This window comes from Porphyromonas crevioricanis (assembly GCF_900167225.1).
In the GTDB taxonomy this organism is placed as follows: domain Bacteria; phylum Bacteroidota; class Bacteroidia; order Bacteroidales; family Porphyromonadaceae; genus Porphyromonas; species Porphyromonas crevioricanis.
The window spans coordinates 42,969-60,833 of record NZ_FUXH01000010.1; the positions used below are offsets into that span (position 1 = coordinate 42,969).

The 17,865-nt window shown below is 44.7% G+C and carries 9 protein-coding genes and 3 tRNA genes; 8 read left to right on the plus strand and 4 right to left on the minus strand.

Features of this window, described 5'->3' with window-relative positions; genetic code table 11:
* Window positions 1-7 precede the first annotated feature (7 nt).
* The 4 genes from rlmD to B5D48_RS06450 are packed head-to-tail and all read right to left on the minus strand — an operon-like array spanning window position 8 to window position 4,547.
* Window positions 8-1,462, minus strand: a complete 1,455-nt coding sequence (rlmD, locus tag B5D48_RS06435) for a 23S rRNA (uracil(1939)-C(5))-methyltransferase RlmD (protein ID WP_023938290.1) — start codon at window positions 1,460-1,462, stop codon at window positions 8-10.
* Window positions 1,459-2,850, minus strand: a complete 1,392-nt coding sequence (gene glmM, locus B5D48_RS06440) for a phosphoglucosamine mutase (RefSeq protein WP_023938288.1) — start codon at window positions 2,848-2,850, stop codon at window positions 1,459-1,461. The genes rlmD and glmM overlap by 4 nt, the downstream gene beginning before the upstream one ends.
* A 13-nt stretch (window positions 2,851-2,863) precedes the next feature.
* Complete coding sequence (locus B5D48_RS06445) at window positions 2,864-3,454, minus strand: DUF4827 family protein (protein ID WP_042120477.1); 591 nt, start codon at window positions 3,452-3,454, stop codon at window positions 2,864-2,866.
* Window positions 3,455-3,470: 16 nt separating this feature from the next.
* Window positions 3,471-4,547, minus strand: a complete 1,077-nt coding sequence (locus B5D48_RS06450; protein ID WP_023938286.1) for a DHH family phosphoesterase — start codon at window positions 4,545-4,547, stop codon at window positions 3,471-3,473.
* A 262-nt stretch (window positions 4,548-4,809) separates the two neighbouring features.
* Here B5D48_RS06450 and B5D48_RS06455 point away from each other — a divergent pair, with 262 nt between their 5' ends.
* The 8 genes from B5D48_RS06455 (at window position 4,810) to ispE (ending at window position 17,856) form a co-directional block, all read left to right on the plus strand.
* Window positions 4,810-10,581, plus strand: coding sequence for an alpha-2-macroglobulin family protein (locus tag B5D48_RS06455; protein ID WP_042120475.1), 5,772 nt, complete (start codon window positions 4,810-4,812; stop codon window positions 10,579-10,581).
* 965 nt (window positions 10,582-11,546) lie between these two features.
* On the plus strand, window positions 11,547-12,449 hold the full coding sequence (locus tag B5D48_RS06460) for a coiled-coil domain-containing protein (RefSeq protein ID WP_023938272.1): 903 nt from the start codon (window positions 11,547-11,549) through the stop codon (window positions 12,447-12,449).
* A 126-nt stretch (window positions 12,450-12,575) separates the two neighbouring features.
* Entirely contained in the window at window positions 12,576-13,079 is a 504-nt protein-coding gene (gene tpx / locus B5D48_RS06465) for a thiol peroxidase (protein WP_023938270.1), read from the plus strand.
* Between the two features lie 504 nt (window positions 13,080-13,583).
* A complete protein-coding gene (locus tag B5D48_RS06470) occupies window positions 13,584-16,295 on the plus strand; it encodes a TonB-dependent receptor (protein WP_023938268.1) in 2,712 nt (903 codons plus the stop codon).
* 270 nt (window positions 16,296-16,565) lie between these two features.
* A tRNA-Gly gene (locus B5D48_RS06475) sits at window positions 16,566-16,638 on the plus strand.
* Between the two features lie 10 nt (window positions 16,639-16,648).
* Window positions 16,649-16,730, plus strand: a tRNA-Leu gene (locus B5D48_RS06480).
* Between the two features lie 47 nt (window positions 16,731-16,777).
* Window positions 16,778-16,861 (plus strand) — tRNA-Leu (locus B5D48_RS06485).
* Window positions 16,862-17,004: 143 nt separating this feature from the next.
* A complete protein-coding gene (ispE, locus tag B5D48_RS06490; protein WP_023938264.1) occupies window positions 17,005-17,856 on the plus strand; it encodes a 4-(cytidine 5'-diphospho)-2-C-methyl-D-erythritol kinase in 852 nt (283 codons plus the stop codon).
* Window positions 17,857-17,865 lie beyond the last annotated feature (9 nt).

The window sequence follows — 17,865 nt, forward strand, 5'->3', positions numbered from 1 at the left end:
GGTGCAACTAAAGGGCACTGGCAGAAGAGAGGGAAGTCTTCCGAAGCTCCAGCAATACAACATTCTCAATATGATGGGTTTGTGGAAACATGTCCACAGCTCTTGACTTCAACAATTCGTATCGACCATCCACCATCAGTATAGATAGGTCTCTGGCCTGGGTTGCCGGGTTGCAACTGACATACACGATGCGCTTTGGCTCCACAGTGAGTATCGTTTTGATCACATCATCGTGCATTCCGGCACGTGGAGGATCGGTAATTAGTACGTCGGGTTTCCCATGAGTTGACACAAAATCCATGGTGAGAATATCTTTCATGTCTCCAGCGAAGAAAGTAGCATTCTCTATACCATTGATTCGGCAGTTTATTCGTGCATCCGCCACGGCATCTTCTACGTATTCTATCCCTACAACTTTTTTGCAAAAACGAGACACAAAAGAGGCTATCGTACCAGTCCCGGTATATAGGTCATAGACCAATTCTTGGCCTCCGAGGGAAGCAAACTCTCTTACAACTGAGTAGAGCTTGTATGCTTGTCGGCTGTTCGTTTGGTAAAAAGATTTGGCTCCAACACCGAAGCGTAAGCCCTCCATTTCCTCTAGAATATAGTTGCGACCCGAGTATACTTCTACGGCCAAGCCAGCTAAAGTGTCGTTGCATTTGGGGTTTATCACATAGCAAAGAGAAGTTATCTCGGGGAAAGCTTTTTCAATCGCAGCCAAGAGGGACATCCGTTTCGGTGGGTCATCGTGATAGAACATCACTACAACCATTACCTCTCCGGTCGAAGCTGTACGGATCAACAAACTCCTCATCATTCCTTCCTGATTTTTCAGGTCGAAGAAAGGATAGTCCTCTAATCGCTCCAAACAGTAATCACGAACGAAAGATCGGATGCGATCACTTAGATCCGAGCCTAAGAAGCATTGTTTTATGTCAATTACCTTGTCGAAAAGGCGAGGAATATGGAATCCAAGTCCCGGTTCTATGCGAGGCTTTTCCTCTTCGGAAGTCATCTCGTCAAGAGAAAGCCACCGTTTGTGACTGAAAGTGAATTCCAGTTTATTACGGTATCTATAGGTCTCATCTGCCCCGACAATAGGTAGATATTCCTGAGGTTCTATCTTCCCTATGCGTGTAAGAGCATCTGATACTTGTTGTTGCTTGGCCTTGAGTTGTACTTCATACGGGATGTGCTGCCAACTGCAACCACCACAGATGCCAAAATGAGGGCAACGAGGTTCCACTCGAACCGGAGACGGAGTGATGATACGCTCCATACGTCCTTCCAAATAAGAGCGTTTTTTGCGTACAATTTGTATATCGCAGATATCTCCGGGAGCTGCGTAAGGGACAAAAATGACCTGTTCGTCCACTCTTGCGATAGCCTTTCCTTCGGCGGCTATATCTGCAATGTGTACATTCTCAAGAAGAGGAAAAGGCTTTCGTTTGCGACTCATTTAACAAGGGTTTGAATACGATCGACAAAATCCAAAGCCAGTCGATCTGCCTGCCCTTGGGTTGGAGCTTCGGTGTAAATACGAATGATCGGTTCTGTATTGCTGCGCCTTACATGTACCCAGCTGTCAGCGAAGTCAATCTTCACTCCGTCTGTGAGTGTGGGGTTGTGCTCGGACATATCTTTGGCCAGTTTGTCCAACAAAGCTTGGGTATCCTTACTTTGAGGAACCTCGACACGCTGTTTGCTCATGGCATATTGTGGCAGGGTAGCACGGATGGAGCTCATGTTTTGTTTTCTTTTGGCCATCATTGTAAGTATGATAGCCACACCTACCAAAGCATCTCTGCCATAGTGCAATGCCGGATAGATAACTCCGCCATTGCCTTCACCTCCGATTAAGGCTTTTACCTCCTTCATCTTTGCTACCACATTTACTTCTCCTACAGCAGATGCGTAGTAGTGACCTCCGTATTGCTCTGTAATGTCTCGCAATGCTCGTGTCGAACTGAGGTTAGATACTGTGTTTTTTCCAGGAAATTGTGACAGAAGGTATTCAGCTACAGCGACCAATGTATATTCTTCACCCACGAAGGCTCCATTTTCGTCAATCAGAGCCAAACGATCGACATCAGGGTCTACTACTACTCCCAAGTCTGCTTTTTGTTCGGCTACTAAGCTGCATATCTCTGTTAGATGATGGGGTAGCGGTTCGGGATTGTGAGCAAATTCTCCATCTGGCTCACAATTGAGAGGGTAGATTACTTCTACTCCTAAAGCCTCCAAAAGACAGGGTATAGCTACCCCTCCAACAGAATTGACAGCATCTATAGCAACTGCAAAGCCAGCCGAACGGATGGACTCTGCGTCTACTATATCCAGAGCAAGTATTTGTCGGATATGCTCATCGAGGAAGTTCTTGTATTCTTCTATTCTGCCCAATTGGTCTACTTCAGCAAAAGAAAATTCGTCACGTTCGGCCAAAGCCAAAACCTCAGCTCCTTGCTTCGCATCCAGAAATTCTCCTGTTGAAGTCAGCAGCTTAAGAGCATTCCATTGTCGGGGGTTATGGCTGGCTGTGAGGATTATACCTCCATCGGCATGGAAATGTGTTACTGCTAATTCTGTGGTCGGGGTAGTGGCCAGATCGATATCCAATACATCACAGCCCATACCACACAAAGTTCCCAACACCAACTGCTTGAGCATTGGTCCTGAGATGCGGGCATCACGCCCCACAACAATACGCGGACGAGATAGTCCGCTATTTTTCTGGATAAAGGAAGCGTACGCCGAAACGAAGCGAACAGTGCTCAAGGGATTTAGACCCTCTTGTACAGCCCCTCCTATTGTGCCTCGTATGCCCGATATAGATTTAATCAAAGCCATTGCTATACTTCACTTAGAATGTGTACTCAACCTCATCGAAATAAATAGGAATACCACTGCGACTGGTAAATTCTGGTCCAATGCTGAATGGTACTATCAATCGCACTCTCGCTCCATCCCCGAGCAAAGACATTGGGAACGCCAAGCCTTCACACATGTATCGGTTTAGGTTGAAGCCTGCTGCAGGAGGCAATGGCTGGAAATGTAAGGGCCCATCCCGGTAGACGTCAATGTAAATAAACTCTATGGGCTGATATTTGCCTTTCGATAAACTGTCGAATATGACCGGCTCTGAAGAGTCTAATGCATAACCTCTTATTCGCATGAAAACATGCGTCTTCTGAGGCACGGCTTTAGCTCCACCCTTGTCAAGAACCTCCATATATAGATCATTGTCGAAATGGTAGAGGATTCCCGGGACAAAGTCTTTTTGTTCTCGCTCAGCTTCTTTCACTTTGAAGCCTTTGCTTACTATGAAAGATTTGATCCGTTTGCGCTCATCTTGTCTCATCTCTGTCAAAGAGCGCACTTTGCTCTTTTCACAGGATATCAGAGTAAAGCAGGCAAGCATACAAATCAATCCAACGGCTCGATATATACGCATTGTTCTCTTCATTTGTCTATATTTTTTTTCGGTTACGTATTTCTTCCAATATCATTTGTGCTACCTTTTCCGCTTCATCCGGATTGGGATATTCTGCACCGGCTGCATTCTTATGACCGCCTCCCCCAAACAGTTTAGTGGCAATGTCATTTACCGGCCTATCTCCACTGCTGCGGAGAGAGATCTTGAGATAAGTTTCTCGCCTGCGGATATAGAAAGAGTAGTAGATACCCTCTATTGCCAAAGGCTCGTTCACAAAGCCTTCTGTATCACTATCCGATACGCCAAATGACTCCAGCTCTTCTCTCTCCAATACAAAATAGGCTGCACCAATTTCTGGTATCAACTGCAACTTCCGGTCTAAGACATAGCCGCGGAGTTTCACCTGACCTGTGGTATTTCGGTGAAAGATTTGATCTATCAGCAGAGTTTTATTGGCCCCACAACTCAATAGATCGGCTACGACACAAAAAACACGTGGTGATTCCGATTGATAGGAAAAACACCCCGTGTCAGTAATAATTCCACAGAGTAGGCTTTGGGCGCAATTGGGGGTAATAGCAGAAGCCAGTCCCATCCCCTGCAGGCAATGATATACCAATTCCGCTGTGGATGACATCCCTGGAAAACTGAATGAAAGTTCAAAGAAGTTTTCTTCTGGATACAAATGATGGTCAATGAGTATCTTGGGTGCTTTCGATTTGGTCAAGATTGGAGCCAACAGATTGCCCACTCGCTTGGGAGACTGAAAATCTAAACAACAGATCAAGTCGGCATCTAACAGCACTCTTTCGGCTTCTTGATTGGTGGTCCCATTGTGATGGATCAGCACCTCTTTTGCTAGAGGAAGGTCGGCCACGATGCGAGGTATGGCATTGGGCAAAATCATTTGCACATCCTTCTCTGGGTAAGCTGATCGCAGAGCATCACAAAGACCACAAACCGACCCAACAGCATCTCCATCCGGAGCCGTGTGGGACAACAGGCATATTTTGGTGGATCTTTCGATGCGTTGTTTCAGTAGGCTAAACTTTTCCGTGTCGAAAGAAAAAGAGTCTTCCTGTTGAGATGACAAGTTTGTATTACAGCTCATGATGCATTCAAGGGGGAACTGGAGGTTCTTCGATATTTGTTTTATTCCGGGCTTCAAATATACGAAGTTTGCACACATCGGGATAATCCGAAATGCTCAGAGAAATTATTACCTTGCAAAGCATTAATATCGATAAAAAGGTATGAGAAATAACACATTTCACCACTTGTTATACTCTTCTCTTTGCACACTGGTGCTGCTTGGCTCGTGTACTTGCCTTCCTTCTGTGCAGGCCCAAGAGAGAACCCTCCCAACCAAAGTCATGCAAGCGAAAGTTGATAGAAAAACCGGAAAAATGGATTTGCTGAAACAAAAGATAGATCTCGCAGTAGAGGATCGTAAACCCAGAGAAGCTATCCGATTCTGTGAAGATCTTATGGATCAAGCCCGGAGGCAAAAACATCTTGCTTATCTCTTATATGCAAGTGCACTACATTCTCAACTCGGGGAGGAACTAGACCCAGAAGAAAGAAAGAACAGTATTGCTCGGATATGGGAGATACGTACCCTTCCTTGGTTGTCTGAGGCGGATCAAATGGTTTTGCATGCTTACATGCTGGATTACTATACACAGCGATTCCGTCCTTTTTCTTGGAGTCCGAAGACTCAATCTCCTGAAACTGATAGGGCAGCTCAGCTGGGTGAATCTCCCGATTTTTGGGGAATGGATCAATTCCGTTCGGTGTTGCTACGCTGTATGGATGGTATGCTCAAAGATCCCAAATTGCTATCTGATACCACCATTGATCTCTATTACCCAATCTTCAAAACAGACTGTTCCTCTCCGGAAAAATCGGAAGTTATAGACTTGAGCCGTTCTCTTCTGTTTCAGTTTATTTCCCTCTGCGAAAAACTGATGCAGAATACACCTTTTCTGCAAACAGACCAGATAGAGGTGGATGGCAAAGTGGTTGATCTATATGTCTATCTCACAAGTCAATTGGATGGGGTGGCTCAAGCAACCTCAAATAAAGAGCTTGCAGACTATATTGTGTGGAAAAGACTGCAGTTGGATAGGAATACTCACCGAATATCACAGGAGGAATATGCTACCAAACTTCGATCTTTGATAGATCGAGCAAATGGGCAGTATGTGTTGTCTAATCTATATGAGGATTTGTGTAGACAATATGACTATGGTCGTCGCAAGTATAGACAGCGAAGAGCAGAGCTAATAGAACTGTGTGAACAGCTCTTGATGCGTTGCCCGGAGGATACTTTTTCTCGTCGGGAGCTTCTCAGAAACCTTTATTTGATAGTTGAGCCAAGCTTCAATTGGCAACTACCTGCTGTAGTCCAGAGTCAGGACACTGTCTGGTTGCAGGTAGATCGCTTCGAGGCCTATGATATGCAGTCCATATCCGTGAAGATAGATAGGATGCAAGATCAGCAAGGGGGATGGCGAACAAATACACCTGAAACTCCGATAGAGGGACAGACTTTAGAGCTGCATTTGACTCCTAAAGATCTGATGTCTTTTACAGATGAAACGGGAGATTCTTCAGATACTTTTTTTAGATATCCCATAGCAGCCAAATTGCCGTATGGTACCTATAGAGTGCAACTAAAGGTTGAGCCTCTTTTGCTGACCAAGGAATTTTCTCCATTCGAGGGCGTAGAGTCTGTTCTCTACTTTGGTGTCAGTGATTTATTGACAGTAAAGCTGACGAATAGTGGGTCATCAGAAATTCGTGTTCACGAGGCAAATAGTGGGCGAGCGGTTCCTTTGGCTGAAGTTGAGATCTTCACACTCGAACGTAAGTATGGAGAAAACAGGCATACCGATTACCTTGAGCTTAAAATGCGACTCAAGACTGACAAAAGTGGTATAGTTGTTCTTCCTTCTGAGTTACAAGGTTCATTGCACTGCCGGCCCATATCCGGAGAAGATAGGTACTGTCCCTCATCTAACTTATATGTCAGGGGAGGGTATCAGGAGAAAGACGATTCGATAGCCGCCAAACCTATTCCTTATGTGTACACGGATAGGTCAGTGTACCGCCCCGGGCAGCGTGTCTTTTTCTCCGGTATCCTATATGAGAGTAATGTCTATCGAGCTAAGTCGAAGGTGTTGTCAGGCAGAAAGGTGGAGGTTGCCCTCTATGATGCCAATATGGAGTTTGTAGATAGTCTGAGCCTAACAAGCGGAGAGTATGGAGAATATGATGGTTCGTTCTTACTTTCTGAAAGGACTCTCGGTGGAGCTTTCTTCATCAAGGCTAAATATGAGGAAGAAGAAAGTCAAGCTCTTTTATATGTGGAAGAATACAAACGCCCTCGCTTTGAACTGACCCTGAAGAAGGAGGAAAAGAGGCAGTACAAACTGGGAGAGAAGGCTCTTATAGAAGGACAGGCCAAACTGTACAGCGGTGTGGGACTGCCCGGAGCACAGGTGAGAGCTGTGACAACCGTAGTGCGATATGATAGTTTTTACCGATCTATGCTGTACAGATCTGCAAGTTCTGAAATAGTCTCTGTAGATACTACCGAAACAGATTCTCTGGGTAACTTCCAGATTGCTCTATTGATCCGATTGAATGCGAAGCTGGAGAGAGAAAGACAGTCTCTGGAGAAGGAGGCTATCAGAAACTCTTACTATCACTTCCGGACAACTGTTACAGTATTGTCTGAGAATGGAGAGACACAGTCTGTGGAGCACAGCTTTTTGATTGGTAAGCCTCATTCTCAACTCAGTGTACATCTGCGTTCTACGGGAATAACCTATGGTGTGGATGATTCTCGATTGTTTATCGACAAGAGTAGATCTGGAGAGAAGTTGTACTTCGAGCTTGATGCCCCTTTCGATTCGGCGCAATCCGCAAAGGTTTCTTTTAGTCTTTCTGGTAAAGATGGCAGAGTCCGTTACCATAAGGATGATCTTCCCCTTGTGTCAATCATTGATATTGCTAAAGAGTGGGGTAAGCTTCCTTCCGGATCTTATGTACTTAAGGCTTTTGCATACACTGATAGTGGTGACAGAGTAGAGCTTAGCAGGCCCATTGTTTTGTATGGATCAAGAGACAAACAGATCTCTGAAGCTTCGAAGTTATTTGTACGGCTATCCAAAGAGGAGTATTCCGATGGAAATCCTCCAGAACTTCTTTTAGCAAGCAAATTCGAGGATGCTCAGGTATATTATGATGTCATCACGAGAAAAGGAATCATAGAGAGGAGGCATATCTGCTTGTCTAGCAATCGATTGTTCCGTCTGCGGCCAAACTTGCCATCCGGAAAACTGCCTCCTGCATACATGATCCGAATTTACACGGTGAGGAATGCTGAACTCTATGAGCATAGAGTCCATTTTAAGCTAAAGGAGCCCGACAAAACCATTCGCATCAAGCAAATTTCTTTTAGAGATAGGAGCTTGGCCGGTAGTGCCCAACAGTGGAGTTTCTCCCTAACCGATGCATCGGGAAAACCACTCAAAGCCCATGTGACAGCATTTCTTACTGATGAGGCTCTACAAGCTATTCGACCTCGCGAATGGATAGGTATTGAAGCTCAACATCCATTTTTGATGGATGAGCTGCCTGCTTCTGTTTCGAGGAGAGAGATGGCCCATTGTGCCATAAGTTTCTCCCAAAAGAGAATCGCTACTCTACCTCATTGTGTCTATAGACCAAACTGGCATTCTCATCTAGTCAATGTCTACAGAGGCCCTTGGTATGCGAGGGGTGGTGTGTCGTATGCGAAGGGAAGCGACTCAACGAGACCGACCCTTTTTGCCCAAAGCTTATCTCTGGTAGCAGATGTAGAAGAAAGTGTACAGGAAAATTTGGGTACAATTGAGCAAAATCCGGCCGTCCGGCAGAATTTTGCCGAAACAGCTTTTTTCTACCCACAGCTTACAAGCGATGAACACGGAGAAGTCAGCTGGAGATTTACCTTACCCGAGTCTCTCACACGCTGGGAGCTCCAATTGGTTGCTCATACTCCTGATTTATTTTGGGGAAACCGTGTTTTGCATGTCGAATCCTACAAAGAACTGATGCTTGTGCCCAACATGCCTCGTTTTTTGCGCCGAGGAGATCAAACAGTCGTCGCTGCAACTGTGTATAATAGGACAGATATTCCACAACAGGTCGAATATTGCATGGAGCTGTTCGATCCGGATTCTCAGGCTATTCTGCAAAGACAGACACAGCCATTGAAATTGGAGCCGGGAGCACATACAACAGCTTCTTTTGAGCTACAGACAGTAGGAGATTTGCCTTTGATAGGGGTGCGTCTCATGGCTATTGGAGAGACACATACAGATGGAGAGCAGTATATCCTCCCTCAGCTGAGTGATGTAGAGAAAGTACGTGTTACGCTCCCCCTTTCTTTATCTCCAGGAGAGGAGCAAGTAGTAGATTTGTTCACTCTTCTTCCTCAGTATGAGGTGTCGGACTTGCAGATTTCTCTGCAAAATGAAGGAGGACTCCTTTGGCCCCTTTTCAGGAGTCTGATCTCTGTAGTCAAACCTAAAGAAAACAATGCCATAGAAATAGCTTCTTCTCTGTATGCCAATAGGGTAGTGGAGTGGTTGCTTTCTCGGCCATCATTGCAACCCATACTCAAAGATATACGCCAATCGTCCCCTGATGTCAGTTCCACTCTGCGTCATTCGGGAGAGGCCTATGATATGTTGGATAGAGAGATGCCTTGGCTTAGAGAGAGTAAGCTCGAAGAGGCCTCTGCTTCTGCTCTTTTGGCTTTGTTAAATAATGACAGTAGTAGATTGCCGGCCTCGGTAGCCATCGAACAGCTAAGAGAGTTACAGAGAGATAATGGTGGTTTTGCTTGGTACTCGGATATGGAGGCTTCTTTTCATGTGACATCTTACATAGTTGAGCTGTTTACTCGATTGAAAATTATTGGTATTTCAGAACGGAGAGCTCCCGAATTAGATATTTGTATGCTGGCTTTCAACTACCTCGATGCCTACGCTTTGCGCGAGGTAAATCGATTGTTGCTACAAAAAATAAGCCCCAAGAGACTTCCCTATAATCTTTTGCGCTATCTCTATTTATCCACGATAGCTGATAGAAGACCTGAAACGGAGCAGACAAAAAAGGTCTGGGACTATTGTTTGCCTCTACTGTATCACTCTATGTCTAAGCTCCCTCTCGAGGAACTTCCCTATGCTGCGATTATCGCACAAGAAAACAATCAGGCTCAGAAAGCTGCTTGGGCTGTGGAGGTATTGAGGCAACATTTGACTGATTTGCCCCACCAAGGAACTTTCTTTGCCATGAAAGAGTCCGAAAGCTATCATTGGCAAGACAATCGCTATCCGCTACACTTGGCTGCTATGGAGGCTATAAATAGAGTGGAGGCAGATTGGTCTACCATTCACCGCATGCAGAAGTGGCTGTTGAGTCAGAGACGTGTACAGTACTGGCCCTCTTCTCCTACGACTGTGAATATTATACAAGGGCTTTTGATGAATGAACAGGAGTTGTTGGGGCAGGTTTCTGCTCCTTCCAGGCAGATGCTGACAATTCCGAGTGATGGGCAGTTAAGAGTCCGGAATGAGAGTGGTCAGATACAGTGGTACGGAGTGTATATAGATTACTCTCGATCTTTGGAGCAGGCAAGTGAACTGCTTTCTGTTGCCAAGGGGCCTCTGCAGCTCGAGAGCAAGGCTTATAAAGTCGTAGTGAATGGGAATCAAAAGCGACTGCAAGCATTGGAGGATGGAGAAGAGCTCCATCCCGGAGATGAAGTCAGACTTCATTACACCATCCGACTGGATCGAGATATGGACTTCATTGTTCTTTCCGATTCTCGTATTGCAGCAGCCGAGCCTATGGGACCCCTTAGCGGATATAAATATGAGGGTGGAACCTTCTTCTACTTTGAGGCTAAAGATTCTGGACAAAATTTCTTTTTCGATACACTGCATCGAGGCAGTTATCAATTGTCTTTTTCTCAAAGAATTCAGCATGAGGGTTTCTATCGCTCGGGAAAAGCGACTCTCAGATCCGCTTATGCCCCAGCTTTTTCCTGCGAATTGCCGGGTTTGAGAGTACGTGTTAGGAAGGAATAGGATCTGTAGTGGACATAAATAGATCTTGAGAAAGTCCTCATATATGGAGAGTTTTTCTCCTATATGAGGACTTCTTTTTCTCTCTTCCTAAAAAAATCTATTCATCAGCATTCTGAGAAGATCAAAATTGTCTCCTGTGGGAATAAACGCTAGCTCTTGTGTTGGCGGAAGTTCTCTCAGGAGATATTTTTTTGCTCCTTTCTCTGTGGTTGAGGCCATCGTATGAGCTCCTGCCAAAAGCCTCAAGTAGATCTCTGATGAAGGTGCTTTATTGTGTATTCTTATGTTTGCTTAGGTTTTCATGGTGAAGGGCTTTTTCTACTTCAAATCGAAGTTTTTGGCCTTGATTTTCACCCTCCTTTTTGATGTCTATAGGAGCTGTTTTTTACTAACACGGGAGAGAACGAAAATTCTCTCCTGAGAAAAAAAATATTCTCTCCTGTGTTAGCAAAATTTCTCTCAGGAGAGAAATTTAACCCTCTCGAAACGCCCTATTCATCGGTGTTTCGGAGGGCCATCATGAGCTAAAAATGAGGAACAAATTCGCTTGTCTATACAGGCTCTTTTTTTCTCCATTTCTTCTGTTTTTGTAGTAAGAAGGAATTTACAAAATATGTCGATTTTGGTGGCGAGAAACAACCTCTTGAAGACCTTTGCATGGGTTCTAAAAAGCAAGTTTTAATTGCCTTTTGTCGATTTGCAGAATGCGGAGATCTTCATCTTTGTCTTAGAGCTTTTCACCATGATTATTGTATCCTGCAAAGGCAGTCGAAATAGCCTTTTGAGAGCTCGTATGGTGGTCTTTTTTTGACTTTCTCCTTTCTTCTTTTCTCTCTGTCATAAAATGGCTATTAAATCTGGCTGAAACAGAACTATTACCTTTGTCTCCTGCTAAAGAAAGACTTGACAAAGTCTCATGTAGAGGGCTGTGTCGGTGTGCTTGATCTTAAGTAGGAAATTTGACAATGAAACAAAAAACGATCGTGGTGGCAGCTATCGCATTGGGGCTGGTAGCTGTTGTGTTAGGAGTGCTATTTTGGCAAGGGAAAAGATCTTTGCAAAAAGAACGAGAGAGCTTCGCTCAAATAGAGAAAGAACAGATGCTTGATGAATTGTATGAGCTTTCGGCACAATATGATATGCAGTACAACAAATTGTCTGGAACGAACACAGAGGGACAGCTTAAAATAGCTAATGATTCTATTTTGCAGCAACTTATCAGTGAGCGAGCAAAGGTAGATCGGCTAACCGAGGAGTTGGCAACAGTAAAAAGCGACAACCTCAAACGTATCAGTCAGTTACAATCCGAAGTCAAGACTTTGCGTAATATTCTCCGTTCTTATGTGACACAAATAGATTCGTTACATGCTACCAATGAGCGTTTGAGAGATGAGAACAAACAAGTGAAGGCTGATTATCATCGAGCTGAAGCCGAAGCGGGTCGTCTCAAACAAGAGCGAGCAGAACTATCTGACAAGGTGACATTGGCTGCCAAACTTAATGCAGTAGGCATATCTGTCAGTACACTCAACAAAAAGGGGAAATCGACAAAGAAAATCAGTAAAATCACTGACTTTGCTGTGCAATTTACTCTCGCACGGAATGTGACGGCAGAACCAGGGCCTAAATCCATCTACATGAGGATCATTTTACCTACAGGGCAAGCCATGGGAGAAGTCGGAACTTTTTCTTTTGAAGGGAAGAATATAGGATACACGGCAAAAAAAGAGATTGAATATACAGGAGAGGATATGTCTCTCACTATTTATAAATCTGTAACGGAGGCTCTCCCTCCTGGTCAGTATAGAGTTTATCTTTTCTCTGATGGGAATCAGATCGGGCGAAGTTTCTTCGATTTAGGGAATTGAGAACTGCCGATCTCACCTGGTAGAGACAATGAAACGAACATTCTGTGATTTGTAGCTGTTACTCACAGTGTAAGACCAGAGAGTCAAAGTCGAATAATCAAACATATAAAACAGTACGTAAAACCTATGGCAACAGTTACATTCAAACACGAAATCAAAGTAAACACATCCGGCAATTTACCTGCAGTAGGTAGCTTGGCTCCGCATTTCTGTGGTATAAAGGGAGATCTCAGTGAACTCAAGTTGGAAGATTTGCGTGGCAAGAGGGTGGTGATAAATATTTTCCCCAGTCTGGATACCGGAGTGTGTGCGGCCAGCGTGCGTCGTTTCAATAAAGAAGCCTCCGAATTGCAAAATACTGTGGTACTTTGCATTTCTCTCGACTTGCCATTTGCTCAAACTCGTTTTTGTGCAGCAGAAGGTTTGGAGAATGTGATTACCCTTTCTGCTTTCCGCTGCGATTGCTTCCCCAAGAATTATGGAGTATTGATGGAAGACGGCCCTCTCAAAGGTCTTCTTGCCAGAGCTGTATTGGTTTTGGATGAAGAGGGAAAAGTGATCTATAACGAGCTTGTGCCAGAAATCACACAAGAGCCGAATTATGAGGCAGCTATCGCTGTCTTAAAATAAACACACTCTCAGTCCTTGAATTGGAGGACTTTGGGTGATGAAAAAATTAAGAAAACCTCTGGGGCTGGCTTCCAATTTGGGAGACAGCCCCATTTCTTATTTGTATATAAAGAGCGTGGGAGATACCTAGAGGGAGATGAGGATCATTGGAAGGATCTTCAAAAACTGCCGAGAAACTCCTTTGCTGAAGTTTGCAGGGAACAATAATCCCAAGACGTCGATAGTGCCTTTAGGTAGCTTAGCTATCTAAGCTCAAATTGTTGATAGCAATTTAGCAGTATGCTGTGTTGGCAAAAGGTTATATGGAGCTGAAAATCAGGATCAGATGTCGAATTGGAACTACTTTCGTCTTTAATGGACTTGAGAGGGGAGTAGCGGTTCTTTCTTTTGTATCTTTGCGCACAAAGCAGGATCGATAGTCAAAAACTTTAGCAATAGGTATGTGACATCTGTTCCGCAGTTTTTAGTTACCAACAAAAATCATCAACCAAATTTTAATTATTTATGAAGCGAGCATTTCTTCGTTTGACTCTGGTAGGTATGCTATGTCTCCTTGCCGGTTCCATGGCTTGGGCTCAAACGCTGCTGACAGGTCGCGTGTTGGACAAAACAACACGAGAAACCATCGTTGGTGTCTCGGTTACCACAGGTCAGGGCAGTAGCCTTAAAGGGACAGTGACTGATGTCGATGGGAAGTTCTCTTTTGAAGTTCCCTCCACTGCTACTATCTCTTTTCGCTATGTAGGTTACAAGACTCTTACTCATTCTATTCGAAATGCAGGCAGCAAGCTCGAATTGGGTGATATTCTTTTAGAATCCGAAGCAACATCATTGGATGTAGTGAATGTAATCGCATCGGTAGTCCCCAGAGATCGTATCACACCGGTGCCGGTATCTAACATTAAGTTGTCTGATATAGAGGCAAAGGCATTCAATTCTGAATTCCCTGAATTGATGAAGTCTACTCCTTCAGTATATGTTACTCGATCCGGAGGTGGTTTTGGAGACTCTCGTATAGCCCTGCGTGGTTTCGATATGAGTAATATCGGAGTACTTATCAATGGAGTACCCGTCAACGATATGGAGAACGGCAAAGTATACTTCAGCAACTGGGCTGGTTTGAGTGATGTTTCCAGTTTCGTTCAGGTACAGCGTGGTATCGGAGCATCCCGTCTTGGTCTTTCCTCTGTGGGTGGAACAATGAATATTGTAACTAAGAATGTCGATGCTAAGCGTGGAGGTAGCGTATTCTCCGGTGTCGGAAATGATGGTTACTTGAAGTATGGCTTCAATGTTTCTACTGGTTTGATGGACAATGGCTGGGCTGTGACTGCTTCGGCAAGTACGTCAAAAGGGGATGGTTATATCATGGGTACAAACTTCCGTGGGTACAATTACTTTTTGAATGTGTCGAAGAAAATAAATGCCGATCATACTCTCTCTCTCTCCGCTTTCGGTGCTCCACAGTGGCACAATCAGCGTAGTTCTGCCTATACACAGAAGCAATACGATGAGCATCCGGACGGAATTCGTATGAATCTTGAGTATGGCTACCTCAATGGAGAAGTGTTGGCTCCCCGTTACAATTACTACCACAAGCCTCAGGTTTCTCTCAATCACATGTGGAGAATTGATGAGCAATCCTCTTTGAGCACAGCTGTGTATGCTTCTATGGCCCGTGGTGGTGGCCGTAAGGCTGATGGTCTATCTGAGACAATCACAGACGGGAGTGGAAAAAAGGAAAAAATCTTCTACTCAAATTGGATACAAGCTTATAAGGGACGACTCGACAAGATCGCCAAACGTACTCCCGGAGGTTTGATTGATTGGGAAGGTGTCTATCAGGCTAATGCCGCAGAGGGAGATAAAGGCTCCAAGGCAATTCTTGCTAACAGCGTAAATCAGCACAACTGGTATGGTTTGCTCTCTACATATCAGAATAAAATAGATGAGGATCTCACCCTCACTGCCGGGTTTGATGGTCGCTATTATTTGGGAGATCACTACAATGAAGTGCACAGCCTGCTCGGGGGATCTAAATATGTGCCTAACGGAGGGATCATGCATACGGATGCTTTGGGAGGAAAGAAAGAACTCAAGAAAGGTGATATCTACAATTATCACAATAAAGGAGAAGTAATTTGGAGTGGAGTCTTTGCTCAAGGAGAATACAATACCGACTTCCTTTCAGCTTTCTTGTCCGGCTCTTTCTCCTATCAAGGCTATAGATATTTGGTCCCGGATCTGTATTCGGAGGCCAACTATAGTAAGATGGATCCTGCTATACGAGACAAGAAAGAATCCGACCGTGTAACCTTCCTTCCCTTCAGTATCAAGGGTGGTGTTTCTTACAAATTCCTTGAGCACAGCAATGTGTTTGTCAATGCCGGATACTTTACACGTGCCCCCAAGTTTGGAGGGGTGTTCTTGAACTATTCTACTCTGATCAACAAGCATAAGAAGAATGAGAAAATTCTTACAGCTGAGTTGGGGTATGGTTTCCGTAACGAATATGTCAAGGTTGATTTCAATGGTTATTACACCAAGTGGAACGACCGTTTCCTGCGTCGTAGTGGTCTGGATAGAGACTTCTACAATTTTCGCAACCTAAATGCCACACATATGGGATTGGAGTTGGAGGTACAAGCCAAACCTCTTGAAAATCTCGATATCAACGGTATGCTTTCCCTTGGAGATTGGCGTTGGGGTAACAAGACCCAATTTGATATCTACGATGAAAATCAGGTGAAGAAGGGCTCCGGAGAAATAGACTTGAATGATGTACACGTAGGTAATGCAGCTCAAATTACGGCTTCCCTTGGTGCTGATTGGGAAGTTTTTAAGAGCTTGCATTTGCGTGCCAATATCAATTTCTTTGGCAAGAACTACGCTGATTTTGAACCGGCTAATCGCATCAGCAAGGCGAAAGATCACACCCCGGAGAATCCTAAGTTTGAAACAAACTTTACCGGGGATTCGTGGATGTTGCCCAGCTATACATTGGTGGATCTGTCTGCCTCTTACAAACTCAAACTTGAGAGTGGTCTGGGCATATCTTTCTTCGGTGGTATAGATAATCTGTTTGATAAGAAGTATATCGCTGATGCAACTGATGGCTTCAAGACAAATGAAAAGAACGAGCGTACAGGGGAGGATGCGTTGGTGTACTACGGTTTCGGTCGTACATGGCAGTGTGGTATGCGCGTGAATTTCTGATGAGATAAATTTGCTTTTTCATTCCGTGGGCTGGAAATAAATACCCCTACGGTTTGTGGTTTTCATGAGGAGAGAGTGTGTCATGATTTTACCCATGATACACTCTCTTTTTTATTTGAGAGGAGATTGCTGTATGGTTCCTTTCTTTACTCTGAAAACTTGGCTCCGAAGGATGAGAGTCTGCTAAGTGTGATAAAGGTGTTTTGTATAAGAAAAACTGTGTTCTCATTTGTCTGTTTCAAAATTTATTCTACCTTTGCAGGGCAATTGGCGGAAATAGCTCAGTTGGTAGAGCACAACCTTGCCAAGGTTGGGGTCGCGGGTTCGAATCCCGTTTTCCGCTCAGTTGAGGGGCCCAGGTGGCGGAATTGGTAGACGCGCTCGTTTCAGGTGCGAGTGTTTAACGACGTGCAGGTTCGATTCCTGTCCTGGGCACACAGCCAAGTGAGGTTGTGTGGCGAAGAAGAAAAAAGCTAACCAATGCGCGGGTGGTGGAATTGGTAGACACGCTACTTTGAGGGGGTAGTGCCGGTTTCGGCGTATGAGTTCAAGTCTCATTCCGCGTACAAGTTTAATGATAGAAAGAGCCGAGGGCCGAGAGGTCTCTCGGCTTTTTCTTTGCCATTAGGAGCTGTCATCAGAAAGTTCACCTCCCGATGGATGTTTTGTAGCAGTCTCTAAATCATAAGACAAGAAATAGCAAACGAAAATGATCTGCTTTCCTAATGCCAAGCTCAACCTTGGTCTTTTTGTCACAGCAAGGCGCAGTGATGGCTATCATTGTCTGGAGACTGTATTTGCCCCTCTACCTTTATGTGATGTCTTGGAGGTTGAGCCTTCCCTCACGGGCAGAGATAGTTTATATATAGTTGGGCAGGGAGAAGTTGTGAGTAACCATGATAATTTGGTGGTACGTGCACTTGAGGCTTTGCGACTGATTCGGGATATTCCCCCAACCTCCATAGCTTTGGAGAAACATATTCCCTCTATGGCTGGCTTAGGTGGAGGTTCTGCAGATGCGGCTTTTATGCTTCACCTGCTCAATGATCGTTTTAGTCTTGACCTTTCCAGTCAAGAAATGGAGCAGACTGCCCTTAGTCTTGGTGCTGACTGTCCATTCTTTCTGTATAACAGACCGGCCATTGCTCGAGGGATAGGTGAAGAGTTGGAGCCTTTGCCTATCTCTCTATTGCGAGGAGTGGCGGTCGTGGTCGTCCGTCCGCCCATTGATATATCTACCCCTGAAGCATACGCTTCTCTTGGATTCTCTATTGGAGAGACTCGCTCGGGGATGACCCCGGAGCTTTTGTCTGCTCTGAGAGGGGGAAATCTCCAGAAAGCTGTATCGCAGCTGAGCAATGCTTTTGAAGAACAAGCTATAGCTCAGTATCCTCAAATAAGTCTTATCAAGGAGGAACTGTACCAATCGGGAGCTTTCTTTGCTCTAATGTCTGGTTCCGGTTCTGCCGTGTATGGGCTCTATTCTGATGCTCAATTGGCTCGACAGGCTGCTGTCAATCCCTTGTTTTCCGATTTTTTCTGCTGGCAGGGCTGTTATTAAGATTGCTTC